Genomic DNA, 21,774 nt, shown 5'->3' on the forward strand with positions numbered 1-21,774 from the left:
AGGCTTTTCCACAGGCCCGACAGCCCGGCTGTCGGGCCTGTGGTGTGTCATGAGTACGTACACGTTGCAGACGCAGGTGAGCCGAGCCCGGGGAGAGACCGTGGACAAGCCGAAGGTCGTGCTGGGAGTCAGCGGTGGCATCGCCGCGTACAAGGCGTGCGAGCTGCTGCGCCGGCTCACCGAGTCGGGGCACGACGTACGGGTCGTACCGACCGAGTCGGCGCTCCACTTCGTCGGCGCCGCGACCTGGTCCGCGCTCTCCGGGCACCCCGTCTCGACCGAGGTCTGGTCCGATGTGCACGAGGTCCCGCACGTCCGCATCGGCCAGGAGGCGGACCTGGTGGTCGTGGCCCCCGCCACCGCGGACATGCTGGCGAAGGCGGCACACGGCCTGGCCGACGACCTGCTGACCAACACCCTGCTCACCGCCCGCTGCCCGGTGGTCTTCGCCCCCGCCATGCACACCGAGATGTGGGAACACCCGGCCACGCAGGAGAACGTCGCCACGCTGCGCCGCCGCGGTGCCGTCGTCATCGAGCCCGCCGTCGGCCGTCTGACGGGCGTCGACACCGGCAAGGGCCGACTGCCGGATCCGGGGGAGATTTTCGAGATCTGCCGCCGGGTACTGGCGCGTGGCGTCGGCGTTCCCGATCTGGCGGGCCGCCATGTCGTGGTCAGCGCCGGCGGTACGCGCGAGCCGCTCGACCCGGTCCGTTTCCTCGGCAACCGCTCCTCCGGCAAGCAGGGGTACGCCCTCGCGCGCACCGCCGCGGCCCGGGGTGCCCGGGTCACGCTGATCGCCGCGAACACCGGGATGCCGGATCCGGCGGGCGTGGACGTGGTGCCCATCGAGACCGCCGTCCAGCTGCGCGAGGCGGTGCTGAAGGCCGCCGCGGACGCCGACGCGGTGGTGATGGCGGCGGCGGTCGCGGACTTCCGGCCGGCGACGTACGCGGCCGGAAAGATCAAGAAGAAGGACGGCCAGGAACCCGATCCGATCACCCTGGTCCGTAATCCCGACATCCTCGCCGAGATATCCGCCGAGCGCGCCCGCTCCGGCCAGGTGATCGTCGGCTTCGCCGCCGAGACGGACGACGTCCTCGCCAACGGGCGGACCAAGCTGGAGCGCAAGGGTTGCGATCTTCTCGTCGTGAACGAGGTGGGGGAGCGCAAGACCTTCGGTTCCGAGGAGAACGAAGCCGTCGTGCTCGGCGCCGACGGCAGTGAGACACCCGTGCCGTACGGGCCCAAGGAAGCTCTGGCCGAGACGGTGTGGGATCTCGTGGCGGGCCGCCTGGAGTGAACGCCTGATTCGTTCCGGTCGGGGCGGTCTTCGCCGTATTCCAAAACCGGCGAAATCGCGCCTGGGAACCTGGCGGACACCGCTCCTCGTTGGGCAGAATGCCCGTGCCGCAGGTCACAGGTCTTCCGAGTCGCGAGACGGGGTGGACCCGTGGTCGAGCATGACCGATAAACTGACCCCCGGACGACAGCGGGCGCAGCCCCCGATCCGTCCACAAATGATCAGCCAGCAGCCGCTGCAACCCCAGGGAGCGTTGTGTCCCGTCGTCTGTTCACCTCGGAGTCTGTGACCGAGGGTCACCCCGACAAGATCGCTGACCAGATCAGCGACACCATTCTCGACGCGCTTCTGCGCGAGGACCCGAAGTCCCGGGTCGCCGTCGAGACGCTGATCACGACCGGCCTCGTACACGTGGCGGGCGAGGTCACGACCAAGGCGTACGCGCCGATCGCGCAGCTGGTGCGCGACAAGATCCTCGAGATCGGCTACGACTCCTCGAAGAAGGGCTTCGACGGCGCCTCCTGCGGCGTGTCGGTGTCCATCGGCGCCCAGTCCCCGGACATCGCTCAGGGCGTCGACACCGCGTACGAGAAGCGTGTCGAGGGCGACGAGGACGAGCTGGACAAGCAGGGCGCGGGCGACCAGGGTCTGATGTTCGGTTACGCGACCGACGAGACGCCCGAGTTGATGCCGCTGCCGATCCACCTGGCGCACCGACTGTCGAAGCGACTCTCCGATGTCCGCAAGAACGGGACGATCCCGTACCTGCGCCCCGACGGCAAGACCCAGGTCACCATCGAGTACGACGGCGACAAGGCCGTCCGCCTCGACACGGTGGTCGTCTCCTCGCAGCACGCCCAGGACATCGACCTGGACTCGCTTCTGGCCCCCGACATTCGCGAGTTCGTGGTGGAGCCGGAGCTCAAGGCCCTCCTGGACGACGGCATCAAGCTGGACACCGAGGGGTACCGCCTGCTGGTGAACCCCACCGGCCGCTTCGAGATCGGCGGCCCGATGGGCGACGCCGGCCTGACCGGTCGCAAGATCATCATCGACACGTACGGCGGCATGGCCCGCCACGGCGGCGGCGCCTTCTCCGGCAAGGACCCGTCCAAGGTGGACCGCTCGGCGGCCTACGCGATGCGCTGGGTCGCCAAGAACGTCGTCGCCGCGGGCCTCGCCACCCGCTGCGAGGTCCAGGTCGCCTACGCCATCGGCAAGGCCGAGCCCGTCGGCCTCTTCGTCGAGACCTTCGGCACCGCCAAGATCGACACCGACAAGATCGAGAAGGCCATCACCGAGGTCTTCGACCTCCGCCCCGCCGCGATCATCCGCGACCTCGACCTGCTGCGCCCGATCTACGCCCAGACCGCGGCGTACGGCCACTTCGGGCGTCCGCTGGACGACTTCACGTGGGAGAAGACGGACCGGGTGGACGCACTGCGCAGGGCTGCCGGGCTGTAGTTCCTGGTTCCCGCTGTAACCTCCGGCTCTTTCCGAGGCCCGGTGTCCCCAAGGGACGCCGGGCCTCGCTGCGTCAGGCCGGCTCGCGGTGGGCGCTGTCAGTGGGGTCTGGTACCAATGCTGGTGTGAGCAGCGCGAATGGGCAGGGCGAGGAGGCGAGGGGTGTGCCCCCTGAGCAGCTTGCGCTCATTCGGGAGAGCGTGCGGGAGGCGAAGGGACCGCGGGCGAAGCCGCGTACGTGGCGGGGGGCCGCGTTGGCCAAGGAGCGGCCGGTTGCTCGCGTCTTGGTCGACAAGGGGGTGCTGCATCTTGACCGGTACTTCGACTATGCCGTTCCGGAGGAGCTGGACGCCGATGCGCAGCCCGGGGTGCGGGTGCGGGTGCGGTTCGGGGCCGGGCGGCACCGTGTGCGGGACGGGCGGCGTGAGGGTGGCGGGCTGATCGACGGGTTTCTGGTGGAGCGGCTCGCCGAGTCCGACTACTCCGGACCGCTTGCCGCGCTGGCCCAGGTCGTCTCGCCCGAGCCCGTGCTCAGTGAGGAACTGCTGGGACTCGCACGGGCCGTGGCCGATCGGTACGCGGGAAGTCTGGCCGATGTGCTGCAACTGGCCGTGCCACCCCGGAACGCGCGCGCGGAGAGTCAGGTGTCCCCGGCTCCGTTGCCGGCGCCCGAGATACCTGACGTCGGGTCATGGGGGCGGTACGGGCGAGGGGACGCCTTCGTACGCTCGCTCGCGGCGGGCGGGACACCGCGAGCCGTGTGGAACGCGCTGCCCGGGCCCGAGTGGGCCGACGAGCTCGCACGGGCCGTCGGGGCGACGCTCGCTTCGGGGCGCGGCGCTCTGGTCGTCGTACCGGACGGGCGGGCCGTCCACCGGGTCGACGCCGCGCTGACCTCGCTGCTGGGGGAGGGGCGGCATGCGGTGCTGACGGCCGAGGCCGGGCCCGAGAAGCGGTACCGGCAGTGGCTTGCGGTGCGGCGTGGGTCCGTACGGGCCGTGGTGGGGACCCGGGCCGCCATGTTCGCGCCCGTACGGGATCTGGGGCTCGTCGCCATCTGGGACGACGGGGACGACAGCCACAGCGAGCTGCACGCGCCGCAGCCGCATGCGCGGGAAGTGCTGCTGCTGCGGGCCGCCCATGACAAGTGCGCGTTCTTGCTGGGGAGTTGGAGCTGCACCGTCGAGGCCGCGCAGCTCGTCGAGAGCGGCTGGGCGGCGCCGCTCGTCGCCGACCGCGAGCGGGTGCGGACAGCGGCTCCGCTCGTACGGACCGTGAGTGACGGGGACCTCGCGCGGGACGAGGCGGCCCGGGCGGCGCGGCTGCCCACGCTCGCCTGGCAGGTCGTACGGGAAGGACTGCGGATCGGTCCCGTACTGGTGCAGGTGCCCCGGCGTGGCTACGTACCCCGGATGGCGTGTGCGCAGTGCCGGGAGCCCGCGCGGTGCCGGCACTGTGCCGGGCCCTTGGAGGGCCAGGATGCCGGGGGCCTGAGATGTGGCTGGTGCGGACGCGGCGAGGAGGCCTGGCACTGTCCCGAATGTGGTGGGTTCCGGCTGCGGGCGCAGGTCGTGGGGGCGCGGCGGACCGCCGAGGAGCTGGGGCGGGCGTTTCCCGCCGTGCCCGTGCGGACCTCGGGGCGCGAGCAGGTGCTGGACACCGTGCCGGGGGCGCCCGCGCTCGTGGTGAGCACGCCGGGAGCGGAGCCCGTCGCCGAGGGAGGGTATGCGGCGGCGTTGCTGCTCGACGGCTGGGCGATGCTGGGGCGGCCCGATCTGCGGGCGGGCGAGGACGCGCTGCGGCGGTGGATCGGGGCGGCTTCGCTGGTACGAGCCCAGGGAGCCGGCGGGAAAGTGGTGGTCGTCGCCGAGCCGACGCTGCGGCCCGTGCAGGCGCTGGTGCGCTGGGATCCCGTCGGCCATGCGGTCCGCGAGCTGGGCGAGCGGGCCGAGCTGGGGTTCCCGCCCGTGTCGCGGATGGCCGCCGTGTCCGGAACCCCGGAGGCACTCGCCGGGTTCCTGGCCGCGGTCGAACTGCCCGGCGATGCAGAGGTGTTGGGGCCGGTGCCGTTGCCGGTCACGGAAGCGGGGCGGCCTCGGCGTACGGGGGCGCCGCCGGTCGGGGAGCGCTGGGAGCGGGCGTTGATCCGGGTGCCGCCGGGGAGTGGGGCGGCGCTGGCTTCTGCGTTGAAGGTTGCGCAGGCGGCACGGATGGCTCACGGGGGGAGTGAGGTTGTGCGGGTTCGGATTGATCCGCCGGATATTGGGTGAGTGGGTGGGGGTGAGTGTGCGGTGAGGGGGGCGAGGCGATGCGCCTCCGTGTGCCGGGGGCGGCCGACGTGCTGAGTCCGGTTGCGGCGCGCGGGTGCGGGGGCCGGGGCGAGCTCGAGCACGGCGTGAGGCCGGGTGCGGATCCCGGTGGCCGGGAGGAGTCCGTAACGCTGGCGCCGGCGCTAGCCACAAGAGGCAGCGCGGGCCACCGAAAAAGGTTCGCGGCCCCCGGGCCCCGGCCGTCGGGGCTTCGTCCGCCGGTGGATTCCCCTCCTGTCGGGGGATCTTTGCTCGCCGACACGCCTCTGCACGTCGGTGGGACTCCGCCTGTCGACGTGCCTCCGCCCGCCGGTGGGCCCCGTCCGTTGACGCGCCTTCGGCTGCCGACGTGCGTCTGCCTCCCGGTGGTCGTCGGGAGGCAGACGGAGGGGGTGTTCAGTCGGCTATCAGCTGGCGGGGGTCAGCCATTGCGGGGGCCTGGGAAGGCGTTTGGCCTTGCCTCGTCGCGGAGGGTGGAGCTGCCGGCCGTCGGCTGGGTGGGTAGGGGCAGGGAGCGGGGCGCGGGGACAGGGGGCATCCCCGCGTTGGCGGTGACTGGGCGGGAGCTCGATGGTTCCGTGGCGCGCTCGGCCTCGGCGGCGGCCTGGGTGGTGGCGCGGCGTGCGCCGTAACGGCGGTGTACCGCCTGTTTGGTGACTCCGAGTGCGGAGCCCACCGCGTCCCACGAGAAACCCAGTGAGCGATCGAAGTCCACGGCGGCGGTGACCAGAGTCTCGACACTGTCCCGCAGCTCCTGGGCGAGCCGGACGGTCGGGGCGGGGGCGCGTCCGTAGACGACGAAGCCTGTGGACGGGCCCGAGCGGCGCGGGCGGTAGACGTTGCCCAACTGGGCGGTGAGCGTGCGCAATGCGTCCACCTGCCGGCGGACCCGCTCGATGTCCCGCACCAGCAAGTGCAGGCTGGCGCGAGCCTGGGCGTCGTGGGTTGCGTGGTCGGCCATGAACAAGCCTCTCGAACCGGCGTTGAAGTTGAAAAGGATCGGGCCGCTGGTGCGGCCCGTTGTGGTCAACTCTTTCTTGACCCAACGCCTTTACGCTCCGCTGGTCACGGGTGGGGGCGTGTGCGTGTGTTCGTGCGCTCCCTGGGCTGTGGGGGTGCGCTGTTCGGCTTGCCTTCGGCTTCGCCGGGTTTCGTCTCTCACCCGCGCACCGCCCGTTTCCAGTGGGGAGAGGGGTGGGCGTCTCCTGTGGGGGTGCTTCGCCGTTGGCGGCTTTCCCGCCGTGGGCACGGGACCAGCGGCTTTCCCTCCGTAGTCGTGGGAGCTGCGTCCTCGCTCGCCGTCCGCCGCCATAGACTTGTGCGTTGCCCCCTTCCACCCTCGCCCGAGAGGCCCTAACCAGCTCATGAAGCTCGTCTTCGCCGGTACGCCCGAGGTTGCCGTTCCTGCTCTGGATGCTCTGATCGCTTCTGGGCGGCATGACGTCGTCGCCGTCGTTACCCGGCCCGACGCGCCGGCCGGGCGCGGGCGGAGGCTGGTCGCGAGCCCCGTCGCCGAGCGGGCCGAGGAGGCGGGGATCGAGGTATTGAAGCCGGGGAAGCCGCGGGAGCCGGAGTTTCTTGAGCGGTTGCGGGAGATCGGGCCCGACTGCTGTCCGGTCGTCGCGTACGGGGCGCTGCTGCCGCGGGTCGCGCTCGACATCCCGGCCCATGGCTGGGTCAATCTGCACTTCTCGTTGCTGCCCGCCTGGCGGGGGGCGGCGCCCGTGCAGCATGCGGTGATGGCGGGGGACGAGATCACGGGTGCGTCCACGTTCCTGATCGAGGAGGGGCTCGACTCCGGGCCCGTGTATGGGACCGTCACTGAAGAAGTACGGCCCACCGACACCAGCGGGGATCTGCTGACGCGGCTCGCCTTCGCGGGCGCCGGGCTGCTCGTCGCGACGATGGACGGGATCGAGGACGGCACGCTCAAGGCCGTACCGCAGCCGTCGGAGGGCGTCACGATCGCCCCGAAGATCACTGTCGAGGATGCGGAGATCGACTGGTCCGCTCCCGCGTTGCGCGTCGACCGGGTGGTGCGCGGGTGCACCCCGGCACCCGGCGCCTGGACCGTCTTCCGCGGCGAGCGGCTCAAGCTCATCCAGGTCGCGCTCGTGCCCGAGCGCACGGACCTCGCCCCGGGCGAGCTGTCCGTCGCCAAGAACAACGTGTACGTCGGCACCGGCTCGCATGCCGTTGAACTCCTGTGGGTTCAGGCCCAGGGCAAGAAGCCGATGCGCGCGGCGGACTGGGCGCGCGGGGTGCGGATCGTCTCCGGAGAGCGCGTCGGGGGCCAGTAGGAGGCGTGGAGAGGGCGACGTACGCTGGACGAGTAGCCCTTCCAAGATCCGGAGCACCTTTTACGTGAACGAGCAGGACCGTCGTCGTCGCCCGCAGGGGAAGCCGCACCGTCGCCCGAAGAAGGACCCCGTGCGGATGCTTGCCTTCGAGGCCTTGCGGGCCGTGGACGAGCGGGACGCGTACGCCAATCTCGTCCTGCCCCCGCTGCTGCGGAAGGCGCGGGAGAAGGGTGACTTCGACGGTCGGGACGCGGCGCTGGCCACCGAGTTGGTGTACGGGACGCTGCGACGGCAGGGGACGTACGACGCCGTCATCGCGGCCTGTGTGGACCGGCCGTTGCGTGAGGTCGACCCTCCTGTGCTCGATGTGCTGAGCCTTGGCGTGCATCAGCTGCTCGGTACGCGGATTCCCAGCCATGCCGCCGTGTCCGCCTCGGTCGAGCTCGCCCGGGTCGTGCTCGGTGACGGGCGGGCCAAGTTCGTCAACGCCGTTCTCCGGAAGGTCGCGCAGCACGACCTCGACGGGTGGCTGGAGCGGGTGGCGCCGCCGTACGACGAGGACCCCGAGGAGCATCTCGCCGTTGTGCACTCGCATCCCCGGTGGGTCGTCTCGGCGCTGTGGGACTCGCTCGGGGGCGGGCGGGACGGGATCGAGGAACTCCTCGCGGCCGACAACGAGCGGCCCGAGGTGACCCTCGTCGCCCGGCCCGGACGCGCCACGGCCGAGGAGATTCGTGACGCACTCGATGACGAGGCCGCGTTGCCCGGGCGCTGGTCGCCGTACGCCGTACGGCTTTCCGAGGGCGGTGAACCGGGCGCCATCGACGCCGTACGCGAGGGCCGGGCCGGCGTCCAGGACGAGGGCAGCCAGCTGGTGGCGCTCGCCCTCGCCAATGCACCCCTCGAGGGGCGCGACCAGATGTGGCTCGACGGCTGCGCGGGGCCGGGCGGCAAGGCGGCGCTGCTCGCCGGGCTCGCGGCCGAGCGCGGGGCCGTACTGCTCGCCGCCGAGAAGCAGCCGCACCGGGCCGGGCTCGTGGCCAGGGCGCTCGCCGGGAACCCGGGGCCGTACCAGGTCATCGCCGCCGACGGTACGCGTCCGCCGTGGCGGCCCGGCTCCTTCGACCGGGTCCTGATGGACGTACCGTGCACGGGACTGGGCGCCCTGCGCCGCCGCCCCGAGGCCCGCTGGCGCCGCCGCCCCGACGACCTGGATGACTTCGCTCCGCTCCAGCGCGGGCTGCTGCGCACGGCGCTCGAGTCGGTACGCGTCGGCGGGGTCGTCGCCTACGTCACCTGCTCGCCGCACCTCGCCGAGACCCGCGCGGTCGTCGGCGACGCCCTCAAGCAGTACGACGGCTCCGCCGAACTGCTCGACGCCCGGCCGCAGTTGGCCGGCGTACCGGAGTTGGGCGACGGCCCCGACGTACAACTGTGGCCGCATCTGCATGGGACGGACGCGATGTATCTGGCGCTGATCCGGCGGAACGGCTGACGCGTTGCTGTTTGCACGTACGTGGCGGCGGTGAAGCTGCCGGTTTCTGGTTCGGGACGTACGTTGCCTTTATGACATGGCGTAAGAATGTGAATGACACCTTGAGACGGTTCAGCGGCTACGAACTCCGTCGCTCGAGGCCTGCATTGTCCCGGAACAGCTCCCCGCAAAGCTCCACGCAGAGGCCTCCGCAAAGGCCCGAGTCGGCTCCCGGCATCAAATTCCCCGCCGATTACGACGACACGGCGAAGGGCATCATCCGGGCCGTTTCCCCTTACACGATGACCTCGCCCGAACGGCTCAACGCCCTGATTTTGGCCACCCGTTACGTGAGCCGGCACAACATCGCCGGTGACATCGTCGAGTGTGGAGTGTGGCGGGGCGGCAGTATGCAGGCGGCCGCCCGCACCCTGCTCGGACTGCACGACACCGAGCGGCATCTGTACCTCTTCGATACGTTCGAGGGCATGCCGGCGCCGACCGACAAGGACCTGCGCCGGGACGGGGAAACCGCCGCGGATCTGCTCGCCCGACAGGACAGGAGCCGGCCGATCTGGGCCGTCGCCACCTTGGAGGACGTCAAAGAGGGATTCGACGGGATTCCGTATCCCGGTGATCGCGTGCATTTCGTTCAGGGGCTTGTGGAGGACACCATTCCCGCCGAGGCGCCCGAGCGGATTTCGATCCTGCGGCTCGACACGGACTGGTATGCCTCGACGCGGCATGAACTGGAGTATCTCTACCCGCGGTTGGTCAGTGGCGGAGTTCTCCTCATTGACGACTATGGCTGGTGGCAGGGGTCGAAAGCCGCCGTGGACGAATTCCTGGAGAAGACCGGCGCCCGGCTTCTCCTGCTCCGTATGGACGAAGGCCGGATCGCGGTCAAGCCATAGGGCGCCGACCGGAGGGGCTGCTACTCCGATGGTCCGCCTGGCCGCGACGCCGGTTCCGGAGTGCCCCTGACCGTCGTCGGCGCGGGCGCCCCGCTGTCCTCCCGCGCCAGTCGGTGCGGCCACCACACCTTCGGGCCGACGTCCAGGAACAGGGACGTGACCAGGATCGAGCGGACGATGAACGTGTCGAGGAGGACGCCGAGGGCCACGGCGAAGCCGATCTCCGCGAAGGCCACCATGGGGAGGGTGCCGAGGGCGGCGAAGGTGCCGGCCAGGACCAGGCCCGCCGAGGTGATGACAGCGCCGGTCGCGGCCAGGCCCGTCACCACGCCGGGGCGGGTGCCCTGCCGGGCCGCCTCCTCGCGGATGCGGGTGGTCAGGAAGATGTTGTAGTCGATGCCCAGCGCCACCAGGAATACGAAGACGAAGAGCGGGAAGTCCGTCGTCTCGCCCGCGTAGTCGAAGAGGTACCGGAACGCGAGCACACTGATCCCCAGCGCGGCGGCGAAGGACAGCACCACCGTGCCGATCAGCAGAAGCGGTGCGATCAGGGCGCGCAGCAACGCACCGAGGATCAGCAGCACGACCACCAGCACCAGCGGGATGATCAGGATGTTGTCGTGGGTCGTCGCCTTGTCCATGTCCAGCAGAGCCGCCGTGCCGCCGCCCACCTGGGCGTCCGCGTCGGGCACCGCGTGCACGGCGTCCCGTACCCGCTCCACCGTCTCCTTCGCGGCGTCGCTGTCCGAGGGCGCCGTCATCGTCGCCTCGAAGATGACCCTGCCCTCGAACTGCGGTTTCGCGCCCGGTGGCAGGCCGAGAGAATCTGGCACGACGCCGGACGTGCCAGCGACTGCCCGGCCGACTTCCTGGGCCTGCGCCTGGTTGCTGATGACGACCAGCGGATCGCCGCTGCCCGCCGGGAAGTAGCGTGCGGACACCTCCTGGCCGACGATCGAGTCGGGTTTGTCGGTGAAGGCGTCGGCGTTGCTGAGCCCCTCCGCGCGCATCTGGATCAGGCCGAGCGACAGCAGCGCGAGCGCCGCCGCCGTGACGCCCCAGATCATGCGTGGACGCCGGGCGATACGGCGGCCCATACGGGCCCAGACGCCGCGTTCGGTCGGGTCGGGCGCGCCGAAGTGCGGGATCACCGGCCAGAAGATCCACCGGCCGAAGATCACGAGGAGGGCGGGGAACAGGGTGAGCATCGCGAGCAGTGCCACCGCGACGCCGATGGCGGCGACCGGGCCGAGGCCGCGCGTCGAGTTCATCTCGGCGGCGAGCAGCACCAGCATGCTCAGGACGACCGTGGCGCCGGACGCGATCACCGCGGGACCCGCCCGGTGCAGCGCCAGCGCCATGGCCTCGTGGCGGTCCTCGTGGCGGCGCAGCTCCTCGCGGTAGCGGGCGACCAGGAGCAGGGCGTAGTCCGTACCGGCGCCGAACACCAGGACCGTGAGGATGCCTGCGCTCTGGCCGTTGACGGTCAGACCTGCGTGCTCGGCGAGGAGATAGATCAGCGCCTGCGAGGTGAACAGCGCGACGACCACCCCGAGCAGCGGGACGAAGAGCAGCGTCGGGCTGCGATAGGTGAGCAGCAGCATCACGATGACGACGGCCATCGCCGAGAACAGCAGCGTCGAGTCGATGCCCTCGAAGGCCTCGGAGAAGTCCGCGGACGTACCGCCCGGGCCCGTGATGTGCACGGCAAGTCCGGCGCCGCCCTCACCTACATCCGCACGGATCGAGTCGACCGCGGGCGAGATCCGCTCCCAGCCCTTCTCGTCCATCGTGATCGGCACGAAGACCTGGGCCGCCCGAGGATCGGCGTCCCGGTCGAACGTCGGGCCCCGGGTCTCCGCCCCGCGGATCCCGTGCTCGCGCAGCTCCTTGAGCTGGCGTACGTCCTCGGAGATCTGCGCCCGGTCCTGTGCCGTGAGGCCGCTCTCGCGGGCGTACACGACGATCGCGGGGATCTGCTCCGGCCTGAAGTCCTCGGAGGCCTCCAGGACTTGGGTCGACTCCGCCGATCCTGGCAGCCAGGACGCCGCGTCATTGTCCTGAGCGTCCGTGAGCTTCTGCGCGAACGGCGCCGTCAGCAGCAGCACCACCACCCACAGCGCCACCACCAGCCACTTGGCCCGCCGCCCGCAGACCAGGTGCGCGATGCCTCGCTTCGGCCGGTCCCGTACGTCCTTCTGCCGGTCTCGTACGTCCGTCATGGCCACCCCCGCAGCCGCTTCTCGAGCCGGTGGGCCGCCAAGCATGGCACGACCGAACGGGGAGCAACACCCGCAGAACGGACTAGGTGGCCATACGCCTCTTTAGGGGCGCGGGGATGCGACATTTGCGGCTGCGCCGGGCAGGCGCGACCAGCCACCCACCACCCGCGGCTTCGGTGCCACCGTCCCCATCCAGGACCCATGCCGCCAAGCTCCGGAGGGCATGGCACGCTTAGAGCATGGCCGTGCAGATCAACCCCAGCATCTTGTCCGCCGATTTCGCCCGCCTCGCCGAGGAGGCGCAGGCGGTCGAGGGGGCCGACTGGCTCCATGTGGATGTGATGGACAACCATTTCGTCCCGAACCTCACGCTCGGTGTGCCGGTCGTAGAGTCCCTGGCGCGTGCTACGGACACGCCGCTGGACTGCCATCTGATGATCGAGGACGCCGATCGCTGGGCGCCTCAGTACGTAGAAGCGGGTGCCGGTTCCGTCACCTTCCATGTGGAGGCGGCCGCCGCTCCGGTACGGCTCGCCCGCGAGATCCGGGCCAAGGGCGCCCGCGCCTCCATGGCCCTGAAGCCTGCGACGCCGATCGAGCCGTACGAGGATCTCCTCGCCGAACTCGACATGTTGCTGATCATGACCGTCGAACCGGGCTTCGGAGGCCAGGCGTTCCTCGACATCATGCTCCCCAAGATCCGCCGGACCCGCGAGTTGATCTCCAAGCACGGTCTCGAGCTCTGGCTCCAGGTCGACGGCGGCGTCTCGGCCGAGACCATCGAGCGCTGCGCCGAGGCCGGGGCCGATGTCTTCGTGGCGGGTTCGGCGGTGTACGGGGCGTCGGACCCGGCAGGAGCGGTACGTGCATTGCGCAGCCAGGCGGAGGCGGTGATGGCCCAGGCGGCCTGGGCGTGCGGCCACTGAGCCACCGGCAGGCCAAGGGAATGTGAACGCCGCCCATCAGGGCTGATCAAGGACGCCGGATCTGCAAGGATGAACGGCGAGTCCAGAGTGTGAACAGCAGTGAGGAGATCGCCGTGTCGGGTATGTCGGCGGGCCGGTCAGCCATGCGGATGGGGCCCGCTGAGCTCGTGCAGGCGGCGGCCATGGCCCGCCGCTTCTACCTCGAGGGCAAATCCAAGATCCAGATCGCCGAGGAGTTCGGCGTCAGCCGCTTCAAGGTGGCCCGGGTCCTGGAGACCGCTCTCGAACGGGATCTGGTCAGGATCGAGATCCGTGTCCCAGCCGAACTGGACGCGGAGCGCTCGGACGCGCTGCGCGCCCGTTACGGCCTCAGGCACGCCGTCGTGGTGGAGTCCCCGGCCGATGCCGAGGAGTCGCCCGACCCGGAGAACCTCGGCGAAGTGGCCGCCGACCTGCTCGGCGAACTGGTCACCGAGGGCGATGTGCTCGGCCTCGCCTGGGGCCGGTCCACCATCCACATGGCGGCGGCCCTCGACCGGCTGCCGCCGTGCACGGTGGTGCAACTGACGGGTGTGTACGACGCCGGGACGGCCGAGCGCGGTTCGGTCGAGGCCGTGCGCCGGGCCGCCCAGGTCTCGGGTGGCGACGCCCACCCCATTTACGCGCCGATGCTGCTGCCGGACGTGGCCACCGCCGCCGCGCTGCGCAACCAGACGGGGATCGCCCGCGCCTTCGAGTACTTCGACAAGGTGACGGTCGCCTGTGTGTCGATCGGTTCCTGGGAGGCGGGCATCTCCACGGTGCACGACATGCTCACCGACGAAGAGCGCTCGCACTACGCCTCGCTCGGTGTCGCCGCCGAGATGTCCGCGCACCTCTTCGACGCCCAGGGCCGTCGCGTGGGCCGGGACCTGGGGGAGCGGTGCATCACGGTCGAGGCCGACCGGCTGCGGCGTATCCCCGAGGTCGTCGCGATCGCGGGCGGGCAGCGCAAGGCGGCCGCCATCGACGCGGTGCTCCGCTCCGGCCTGGTCACCAGCCTGGTGACCGACACATCGGCCGCGGACCATCTGATGACGACGGGTCCCGCACCGCGTCCGGCCCTGGACCGGGCCGACCCCGACGGGCCCTGATCTTTCAGCGGTCCGTCGGCGGTTCGACCGCCGACGGACCGCGCTTCTCCCTTACGGGTCGTACGAGTCCTTCGAGGCAGGGCGGTAGTGACATGACGGACGACGTGGCGGACCGCCTCGTGGTCACGCTGGACCTCGCAGGAGTCGCCGACAAGGCGGGCTTCATGGAGCGCTGCGTACGCGCCCTGGAACTGCCCGACTGGTTCGGCCGCAACTGGGACGCCCTGGCCGACAGCCTCACCGACCGCACCGTGTGGCCCGCGGGCGCCGAGCGCGGCCTGCTGATCGTCGTCACGGACTGGCGTACGTACGCCAAGGCCCGGCCGGACGAGTGGGAGATCGCGCAGGACGTGTTCGCCGAGGCGGTGGACCGGCTGCCCGGGCTCTCCGTGCTGCTCGTGCTGGGAGGATCCCACCAGAGGCCCTCCGACCAGCCTGGATGATCCGCCCGGGCAGGTCGTGGCCACCGTCATGGGACAATGAGGTACGTGCTCTTCCCTCGCGCTGACCTGCTCGGGGGCCACCTCTGAACGACCGGGATGTGCAGCACGTGCGTTTCCTCAATGACGTCCAGCCCGCATACGACCTGACGTACGACGACGTCTTCATGGTGCCGAACCGATCCGCGGTCGCCTCGCGGCAGGACGTCGATCTGTCGTCGCCGGACGGCACCGGCACCACGATTCCGCTGGTGGTCGCCAATATGACGGCGATCGCGGGCCGCCGGATGACCGAGACCGTGGCCCGCCGCGGTGGGCTCGTCGTCATTCCGCAGGACATCCCGATCGACGTCGTCACCGAGGTCGTCTCCTGGGTCAAGGGCCGTCATCTGGTGCTCGACACCCCGATCGTTCTCGCGCCCCACCAGACCGTCGCCGACGCGCTGGCCCTGCTGCCCAAGCGGGCGCACAACGCGGGCGTCGTCGTGGATGAGGACGGCAAGCCCGTCGGCGTGGTCACCGACGCCGACCTCCGCGGCGTCGACCGCTTCACACAGCTGGCCGAGGTCATGTCCCGGGACCTGCTGCTGCTCGACGCGGACATCGAACCGCGCGAGGCCTTCAACACGCTCGACACCGCCAACCGCCGTTACGCGCCCGCCGTCCACCGGGACGGCCGCCTCGCCGGAATCCTCACCCGCAAGGGCGCCCTGCGCGCGACCCTCTACACACCGGCCACCGACGCGAACGGCAGCCTGCGCATCGCCGCCGCCCTCGGCATCAACGGCGACGTGGCGGGCAAGGCCAAGCAACTGCTCGACGCCGGCGTGGACACCCTCGTCATCGACACGGCGCACGGTCACCAGGAGTCGATGGTCGCCGCGATCAAGGTCGTACGAGCCCTCGACCCGCAGGTCCCGATCGTCGCGGGCAACGTCGTCGCCGCGGCCGGTGTGCGGGACCTGATCGAGGCCGGCGCGGACATCGTCAAGGTGGGCGTGGGTCCCGGCGCCATGTGCACCACGCGCATGATGACCGGCGTCGGCCGGCCGCAGTTCTCGGCCGTCCTCGAGTGCGCCGCCGAGGCCAAGAAGTACGGCAAGCATGTGTGGGCCGACGGCGGCGTCCGGCACCCGCGCGATGTGGCGATGGCGCTCGCGGCCGGTGCGTCGAACGTGATGATCGGCTCCTGGTTCGCCGGTACGTACGAGTCGCCGGGCGACCTGCACCAGGACGCCGACGGTCGCCTGTACAAGGAGTCGTACGGCATGGCCTCGGCTCGCGCCGTCCGCAACCGCACCAGCGAGGAGTCGGCCTACGACCGGGCGCGCAAGGGTCTGTTCGAGGAGGGCATCTCCACGTCTCGGATGTACCTCGACCCGGACCGGCCGGGTGTCGAGGACCTCATCGACGCGATCATCGCGGGCGTCCGCTCCTCCTGCACCTATGCCGGCGCGAGCTCTCTGGAGGAGTTCGCCGAGAAGGCGGTGGTCGGCATTCAGAGCGCCGCCGGTTACGCGGAGGGCATGCCGTTGCACGCCAGCTGGAGCTGACGCTTTGTGCTGGACGAGCTCGACGAACGCATCGTGCATGCCCTCGCCGGGGACGCGCGCCGTTCTTACGCCGACATCGGGCAGGAGGTCGGGCTGTCCGCGCCCGCGGTGAAGCGGCGGGTGGATCGGTTGCGGGCCAGCGGGGCGATCACTGGTTTTACGGTTCGGGTGGATCCTGCCGCGCTTGGCTGGGAGACCGAGGGGTTCGTGGAGATCTACTGCCGTAGCAACACTTCGCCCGAGACCATTCGGCGTGGTCTCGAGCGATATCAGGAGATTGTGGCTGCGTCTACCGTGACCGGTGAGGCGGATGCGGTTGTTCAGGTCTTTGCGTCTGACATGCGGCACTTTGAGCGGGTGCTGGAGCGGATTGCTGGGGAGCCGTTTGTGGAGCGGACGAAGTCCGTGTTGGTTTTGTCGCCGTTGTTGCGACGGTTTTCTTCGGGGGCGCCTGGCTGAGAGCCGAGAGCTCGGGTCGCGGGGTTGTCAGCTTGCTGCGCGTGCGTTGTGGCTTGTCGCTCCCCCACTCTCGGCTCCGCTCGAGCGGGGGGACCCCCATCGCGGCGGAGCCGCATATGTCACAGCCCCGCGCCCCTAACGGGGCTCGGCAGCGCGTCGTTCCTTATCGAGGCGCCGTTACTCGGTGGGCCGCTTCGGCTTGTCCGTCTACTATCGGTGTCATGACCTGGCGACATTGATCCACCAGTTGTGCCTCCCGAGGGCCGCCTCGGGCGCCGTATCCACGGTGTCCGAACGAGCCCTGCGGGAAGGCCTCATGACTCTCTCACCTGCGCGTGTGCCCGCCGTCGGCGTCCGGCGGCTTGCGTCGACGCTGTACGGCTATGCGTTCCTCCATGACTTGATCCTGCTCTACCCGGTGTACGCGCTGCTGTTCAGCGACACCGGTCTGTCGGTCTGGCAGATCTCCTCCCTGTTCGCCCTGTGGTCGTTCACGAGCCTGGTGCTCGAGGTCCCCTCTGGTGCCTGGGCCGACGCCTTCTCCCGTCGACGGCTGCTGTGGCTCGGTCCGCTGCTCACCGCCGCCGGCTTCGCCCTGTGGGTGCTCGTCCCCTCGTACGGTGCCTTCGCGCTCGGCTTTGTCCTGTGGGGCGCCGGGGAGGCGCTCGGCTCCGGCGCAATGGAGGCCCTGGTTTACGACGAACTGGACCGGCTCGGTGCCGCTGACCGGTACGCCCGCGTCATGGGCCGGGCCCGGGCGGCGGGCTTGCTGGCCGTGATGGCGGCGATGGGGCTCGCCGGGCCGGTGTTCGCGTTCGGCGGCTACCCGGCCGTGGGCGCGGTGAGCGTGCTGGCCTGCCTCCTGGCGGCGGCCATGGCCACCCGCTTACCGGAGCACCACAAGCCGACGGCCGGAGGCGACGGCTGGGCCGCCACTCTGCGGGCCGGGCTCACGGAGGCGCGCACCAACCGTTCCGTTCGCGGAGCCCTGCTGCTCGTCCCCGTCGTGACCGCCGTGTGGGGCGCGCTCGACGAGTACTCGCCGCTCCTGGTGCGTGACACCGGCGTGCCGGAGGAGATGGTCCCGTATCTGCTCCTGCTGATCTGGGCTGCAGCCACCGTCGGCGGCCTGCTGGCCGGGGCGGGCGAACGCCTGGGCACAGCCGGATTCGCCGGGCTGCTCGCGGGCGCCGCGCTCGCCCTGGCCGTCGGCGCCGCGGAGGGTTCTCCGCTGGGCATCGGCCTTGTCGCCCTCGCCTTCGGCGGCTTCCAGCTGGCGACCGTACTGGCCGACGCCCGCCTCCAGCACCGCATCGACGAGACCGGCCGGGCCACCCTCACCTCGGTCGCCGGTCTCGGCACCAGTCTGGCCACGATCGCTGTCTACGGTGCGTATGGCGCGACCGGTTCGGTGACCGCGCACGGCACCGCCTTCGCATGGTTCGCGATGCCGTACCTGATCACGGCGCTGATCCTGGTGGCCAGAGCTTCAGCGGCGAAGGCAAGACCGTGACGCCGCCTCATGCAACGAATCGCCGTATCAGCCCCGACATACGCAACGATCGGCCCTCAAACGCGCAACAACATCGCCTTGTCCGCCCGAAGCCCCCACCCGTACCGTCGATCTGGCCCCCGAACCCCCTCCACCCCCGGTGAGGAACACCCATGCGCACCGCCCTGCTCCAGAGCTCCGGACGCCCCGGCTCCGTCGCCGCGAACCTCAAGGTTCTCGACGAGGCCGCGGGGCGTGCCGCTGCCGCTGGGGCCAGGCTGCTCGTGGCGCCGGAGATGTTCCTGACCGGGTACGCGATCGGGGCGGACGTGCGCCGGTTCGCCGAGCCCGCCGATGGGGACGGCGCCGACGCGGTCGCGGAGATCGCCGGGTGGCACGGGCTCGCGGTCGCGTACGGGTACCCGGAGCGCGACGGCGAGACCGTCTTCAACTCCGCCCAGTTGATCGCCGCCGACGGCACGCGTCTCGCCAACTACCGCAAGACGCACCTCTTCGGCTGCTTCGAGCGCGAGCACTTCACGCCGGGCGACGAGCCGGTGGTCCAGGCCGAGCTCGGCGGCCTCCGCGTCGGGCTGATGATCTGCTACGACGTGGAGTTCCCGGAGAACGTCCGCGCCCACGCACTCGCCGGCACCGACCTCCTCGTGGTACCCACGGCCCAGATGCACCCGTTCCAGTTCGTCGCCGAGTCGGTCGTACCGGTGCGTGCCTTCGAGAACCAGATGTACGTCGCGTACGTCAACCGGGTCGGCGTGGAAGGGGAGTTCGAGTTCGTCGGGCTCTCCACGCTGGCGGGTCCTGACGGGGTGGCCCGGGCCCGCGCGGGCCGTGGCGACGAGCTCGTCCTCGGTGACGCGGACCCCGTCCTGCTGGCCGCCTCCCGCGAGGCGAACCCGTACCTGAAGGACCGCCGCCCCGGCCTCTACGGGTCCCTGAGCCGAACGATCTGAACGACCTCCCCACCCCGCCTCACCCCGAAGCTTTCGCGCAAGGAGTCCGTACCCCATGACGTCCACCGTGCCCAACGCCATCGAGCACGCAGACAACCACCAGCCGCCGATCACCATGTTCGGCCCGGACTTCCCGTACGCGTACGACGACTTCCTTGCGCACCCCGCGGGCCTCGGCCAGATCCCGGCGACCGCACACGGCACCGAGATCGCGGTCATCGGCGGCGGCCTGTCCGGCATCGTGGCGGCGTACGAGCTGATGAAGATGGGTCTGAAGCCCGTCGTGTACGAGGCCGGTGAGATCGGCGGTCGGCTGCGGACGGTGGGCTTCGACGGGTGCGATCCCTCGCTGACCGCTGAGCTGGGCGCGATGCGCTTCCCGCCGTCCTCCACGGCGCTCCAGCACTACATCGACCTGGTGGGCCTCGAGACCCGGCCGTTCCCCAACCCCCTTGCCGAGGTGACGCCTTCGACGGTCGTCGACCTCAAGGGCGAGTCCCACTACGCCCGGACCATCGACGACCTGCCCGAGGTCTACCGCCAGGTCGCGGCGGCCTGGAACGCCTGCCTCGAAGAGGGCGCCGATTTTTCCGACATGAACCAGGCAATGCGCGAGCGCGACGTCCCGCGCATCCGCGAGATCTGGGCCGGGCTCGTCGAGAAGCTCGACAACCAGACCTTCTACGGCTTCCTCTGCGACTCCGAGGCCTTCAAGTCCTTCCGGCAGCGCGAGATCTTCGGTCAGGTCGGCTTCGGTACAGGCGGCTGGGACACCGACTTCCCCAACTCGATCCTCGAGATCCTGCGCGTCGTCTACACCGAGGCCGACGACCACCACCGCGGCATCGTCGGCGGCAGCCGCCAACTCCCGCTGCGGCTCTGGGAACGCGAGCCGCAGAAGATCGTGCACTGGCCGTACGGGACCTCGCTCGCGAAGCTGCACGAGGGGACCCCGAAGCCCGCAGTGACCCGCCTGAACCGCACGGCCGGAAACCGGATCACCGTGACGGACGCGAACGGCGACATCCGTACGTACCAGGCGGCGATCTTCACCGCCCAGTCCTGGATGCTGCTCTCCAAGGTCGACTGCGACGACTCGCTCTTCCCGATCGACCACTGGACGGCCATCGAGCGCACTCACTACATGGAGTCGAGCAAGCTCTTCGTGCCCGTCGACCGGCCCTTCTGGCTCGACAAGGCCGCCGACGACAGGGGAAACGCAACCGGGCGTGACGTCATGTCGATGACTCTCACCGACCGTATGACGCGCGGTACTTACCTCCTCGACGACGGTCCGGACCGTCCCGCCGTCATCTGCCTCTCCTACACCTGGTGCGACGACAGCCTGAAGTGGCTGCCGCTGTCCGCGAACGAGCGGATGGAGGTCATGCTGAAGTCACTCGGCGAGATCTATCCGAAGGTCGACATCCGGAAGCACATCATCGGCAGCCCGGTGACCGTGTCCTGGGAGAACGAGCCCCACTTCATGGGAGCGTTCAAGGCCAACCTGCCCGGCCACTACCGCTACCAGCGGCGCCTGTTCACGCACTTCATGCAGGGCCGGCTGCCCGAGGACAAGCGCGGCATCTTCCTCGCGGGCGACGACATCTCCTGGACGGCGGGCTGGGCCGAGGGCGCCGTCCAGACCGCGCTGAACGCGGTCTGGGGCGTCATGCACCACCTGGGCGGGGCGACCGACCCTGCCAACCCCGGGCCCGGCGACGTCTACGACGAGATCGCGCCGGTGGAACTGCCCGAGGACTGAGACCGGGCCGGCCGCCTCACAGAAACGCGGACGTCAGATCCCGGCCGCCCGCGCCGCCGTGAACACCTCGGCGGCCACGTCCTTGAGTTCCTGCGCGTCCCGCGTCGAGGCCTGGAGGTCGAGGAAGAACTCGTCGAGGCCGACCTCCGCGTGGGCCTTGAGGTCCGTCACGATCTGCTCGACGTTGCCCTGGAAGGGGGCGCGGTCGGCGCCGTCGTACGCCTTCGCCATGTACTGGACGCCGTTCACCCGTACCGAGGTCGCGATCGGCTTCGTGCGGCCGCGCTCGGCCGCCATGTCCTGCACCTGCTGCCACTGTGTGGCGAGTTGGTCGGCTCCCATCGCGATCGGCATCCAGCCGTCGGCGCGGTCGATGAGCCGGGTCAGCGCCTTCTTGCTGTTGGCGGGCAGCAGGACCGGGATCGGCCGGGCGGGCTTGGGTCCGACCACGGACGGCGCGATCTTGGTGAGGCGGCCCTCGTACGACACCGGGTCCGGGCCCCACACGGCCTGGCACACGTCGAGGAACTCGTCCATGACCTGGCCGCGCTCCTCGAACGGAGCGACGCCCGCCGCCGCGTACTCGTCCAGCGACCAGCCGGTGCCGAGGCCCGCCACCACCCGGCCGCCACTCGCCGCGTCCAGCGTGCCGAGCGTCTTGGCCAGCCGGAACGGGCCGTGCAGCGGGACGACCAGGACACCCGTGCCCAGCCGGACCCGCTCGGTGGCCGTGACCGCCAGCGTCAGGGTGACCAGGGCGTCGGGGACACTGCGGTAGTGCTCGGGCCAGGGCAGGCCCGGCACCCCGTACAGGCCCTGCGTCGCGGGCTCCGGGAACAGGGCGCGCTCGTACACCCACAAGCTCTCGTAGCCGATCTGCTCGGCCGTACGCGCCACATCGGGTACGTCCCGTCCGATGTCGTACTGCGGCGCCTGAGGAAGACAGAGACCCAACTTGGTGGCCATGGCTACGCTCCTTCGCGTTGCTTCACATGAGGCAGTTCAACGGTCAACCTAACGCCCGCGTACCCCAATTCGGCGGTGCCGAG

At 70.5% G+C, this 21,774-nt stretch carries 17 protein-coding genes; 14 read left to right on the plus strand and 3 right to left on the minus strand.

What is annotated here, in order from left to right; translation table 11 throughout:
- Positions 1–100: 100 nt before the first annotated feature.
- The 3 genes from coaBC to OHT21_RS38865 all read left to right on the plus strand — a co-directional run bounded on the left by coaBC (position 101) and on the right by OHT21_RS38865 (position 5,037).
- On the plus strand, positions 101–1,303 hold the full coding sequence (gene coaBC / locus OHT21_RS38855; RefSeq protein WP_328774395.1) for a bifunctional phosphopantothenoylcysteine decarboxylase/phosphopantothenate--cysteine ligase CoaBC: 1,203 nt from the start codon (positions 101–103) through the stop codon (positions 1,301–1,303).
- 255 nt (positions 1,304–1,558) lie between these two features.
- Positions 1,559–2,767, plus strand: a complete 1,209-nt coding sequence (metK, locus tag OHT21_RS38860) for a methionine adenosyltransferase (RefSeq protein WP_328772938.1) — start codon at positions 1,559–1,561, stop codon at positions 2,765–2,767.
- Positions 2,768–2,892: 125 nt separating this feature from the next.
- On the plus strand, positions 2,893–5,037 hold the full coding sequence (locus OHT21_RS38865; protein ID WP_328772939.1) for a primosomal protein N': 2,145 nt from the start codon (positions 2,893–2,895) through the stop codon (positions 5,035–5,037).
- Between the two features lie 460 nt (positions 5,038–5,497).
- Here the strand turns inward: OHT21_RS38865 and OHT21_RS38870 are convergent, their stop codons facing one another.
- Complete coding sequence (locus OHT21_RS38870) at positions 5,498–6,037, minus strand: hypothetical protein (RefSeq protein ID WP_328772940.1); 540 nt, start codon at positions 6,035–6,037, stop codon at positions 5,498–5,500.
- Positions 6,038–6,440: 403 nt separating this feature from the next.
- On the opposite strand from OHT21_RS38870, the gene fmt reads away from it, so the two are divergent.
- The 3 genes from fmt to OHT21_RS38885 all read left to right on the plus strand — a co-directional run bounded on the left by fmt (position 6,441) and on the right by OHT21_RS38885 (position 9,764).
- Entirely contained in the window at positions 6,441–7,376 is a 936-nt protein-coding gene (gene fmt / locus OHT21_RS38875) for a methionyl-tRNA formyltransferase (protein ID WP_328772941.1), read from the plus strand.
- A 64-nt stretch (positions 7,377–7,440) separates the two neighbouring features.
- Positions 7,441–8,871: an RsmB/NOP family class I SAM-dependent RNA methyltransferase gene (locus tag OHT21_RS38880; protein ID WP_328772942.1), complete on the plus strand. Its 1,431-nt coding sequence runs from the start codon at positions 7,441–7,443 to the stop codon at positions 8,869–8,871.
- Between the two features lie 71 nt (positions 8,872–8,942).
- Positions 8,943–9,764 carry a TylF/MycF/NovP-related O-methyltransferase gene (locus OHT21_RS38885; protein WP_328772943.1) on the plus strand — a complete coding sequence of 274 codons (822 nt, stop codon included), beginning with the start codon at positions 8,943–8,945 and terminating at the stop codon, positions 9,762–9,764.
- A gap of 20 nt (positions 9,765–9,784) precedes the next feature.
- Here the strand turns inward: OHT21_RS38885 and OHT21_RS38890 are convergent, their stop codons facing one another.
- Positions 9,785–11,986, minus strand: a complete 2,202-nt coding sequence (locus tag OHT21_RS38890) for an MMPL family transporter (RefSeq protein WP_328772944.1) — start codon at positions 11,984–11,986, stop codon at positions 9,785–9,787.
- A 239-nt stretch (positions 11,987–12,225) separates the two neighbouring features.
- Between OHT21_RS38890 and rpe the strand changes: the two genes are divergently transcribed.
- The 8 genes from rpe (at position 12,226) to OHT21_RS38930 (ending at position 20,725) form a co-directional block, all read left to right on the plus strand.
- Positions 12,226–12,912: a ribulose-phosphate 3-epimerase gene (rpe, locus tag OHT21_RS38895; protein WP_165340532.1), complete on the plus strand. Its 687-nt coding sequence runs from the start codon at positions 12,226–12,228 to the stop codon at positions 12,910–12,912.
- Positions 12,913–13,001: 89 nt separating this feature from the next.
- Positions 13,002–14,045, plus strand: coding sequence for a sugar-binding transcriptional regulator (locus tag OHT21_RS38900; protein WP_328772945.1), 1,044 nt, complete (start codon positions 13,002–13,004; stop codon positions 14,043–14,045).
- Positions 14,046–14,137: 92 nt separating this feature from the next.
- A complete protein-coding gene (locus OHT21_RS38905) occupies positions 14,138–14,488 on the plus strand; it encodes a barstar family protein (protein ID WP_328772946.1) in 351 nt (116 codons plus the stop codon).
- A 107-nt stretch (positions 14,489–14,595) separates the two neighbouring features.
- The gene (locus OHT21_RS38910; protein ID WP_328772947.1) at positions 14,596–16,038 is read left to right on the plus strand and encodes a GuaB1 family IMP dehydrogenase-related protein; all 1,443 of its coding nucleotides are present in this window, start codon (positions 14,596–14,598) and stop codon (positions 16,036–16,038) included.
- 6 nt (positions 16,039–16,044) lie between these two features.
- Positions 16,045–16,497 (plus strand): Lrp/AsnC family transcriptional regulator, encoded by a 453-nt coding sequence (locus tag OHT21_RS38915; RefSeq protein ID WP_328772948.1) that lies wholly within the window; start codon positions 16,045–16,047, stop codon positions 16,495–16,497.
- 316 nt (positions 16,498–16,813) lie between these two features.
- A complete protein-coding gene (locus tag OHT21_RS38920) occupies positions 16,814–18,010 on the plus strand; it encodes an MFS transporter (RefSeq protein ID WP_328772949.1) in 1,197 nt (398 codons plus the stop codon).
- A gap of 152 nt (positions 18,011–18,162) precedes the next feature.
- Positions 18,163–18,960 carry a carbon-nitrogen hydrolase family protein gene (locus OHT21_RS38925; protein ID WP_328772950.1) on the plus strand — a complete coding sequence of 266 codons (798 nt, stop codon included), beginning with the start codon at positions 18,163–18,165 and terminating at the stop codon, positions 18,958–18,960.
- A gap of 55 nt (positions 18,961–19,015) precedes the next feature.
- On the plus strand, positions 19,016–20,725 hold the full coding sequence (locus tag OHT21_RS38930) for a flavin monoamine oxidase family protein (protein WP_328772951.1): 1,710 nt from the start codon (positions 19,016–19,018) through the stop codon (positions 20,723–20,725).
- 33 nt (positions 20,726–20,758) lie between these two features.
- Here OHT21_RS38930 and OHT21_RS38935 read toward each other — a convergent pair whose 3' ends face one another.
- Positions 20,759–21,691, minus strand: coding sequence for an LLM class F420-dependent oxidoreductase (locus OHT21_RS38935; RefSeq protein ID WP_328772952.1), 933 nt, complete (start codon positions 21,689–21,691; stop codon positions 20,759–20,761).
- Between the last annotated feature and the right edge of the window lie 83 nt (positions 21,692–21,774).

The sequence above is a fragment of the Streptomyces sp. NBC_00286 genome (assembly GCF_036173125.1).
Taxonomy (GTDB): domain Bacteria; phylum Actinomycetota; class Actinomycetes; order Streptomycetales; family Streptomycetaceae; genus Streptomyces.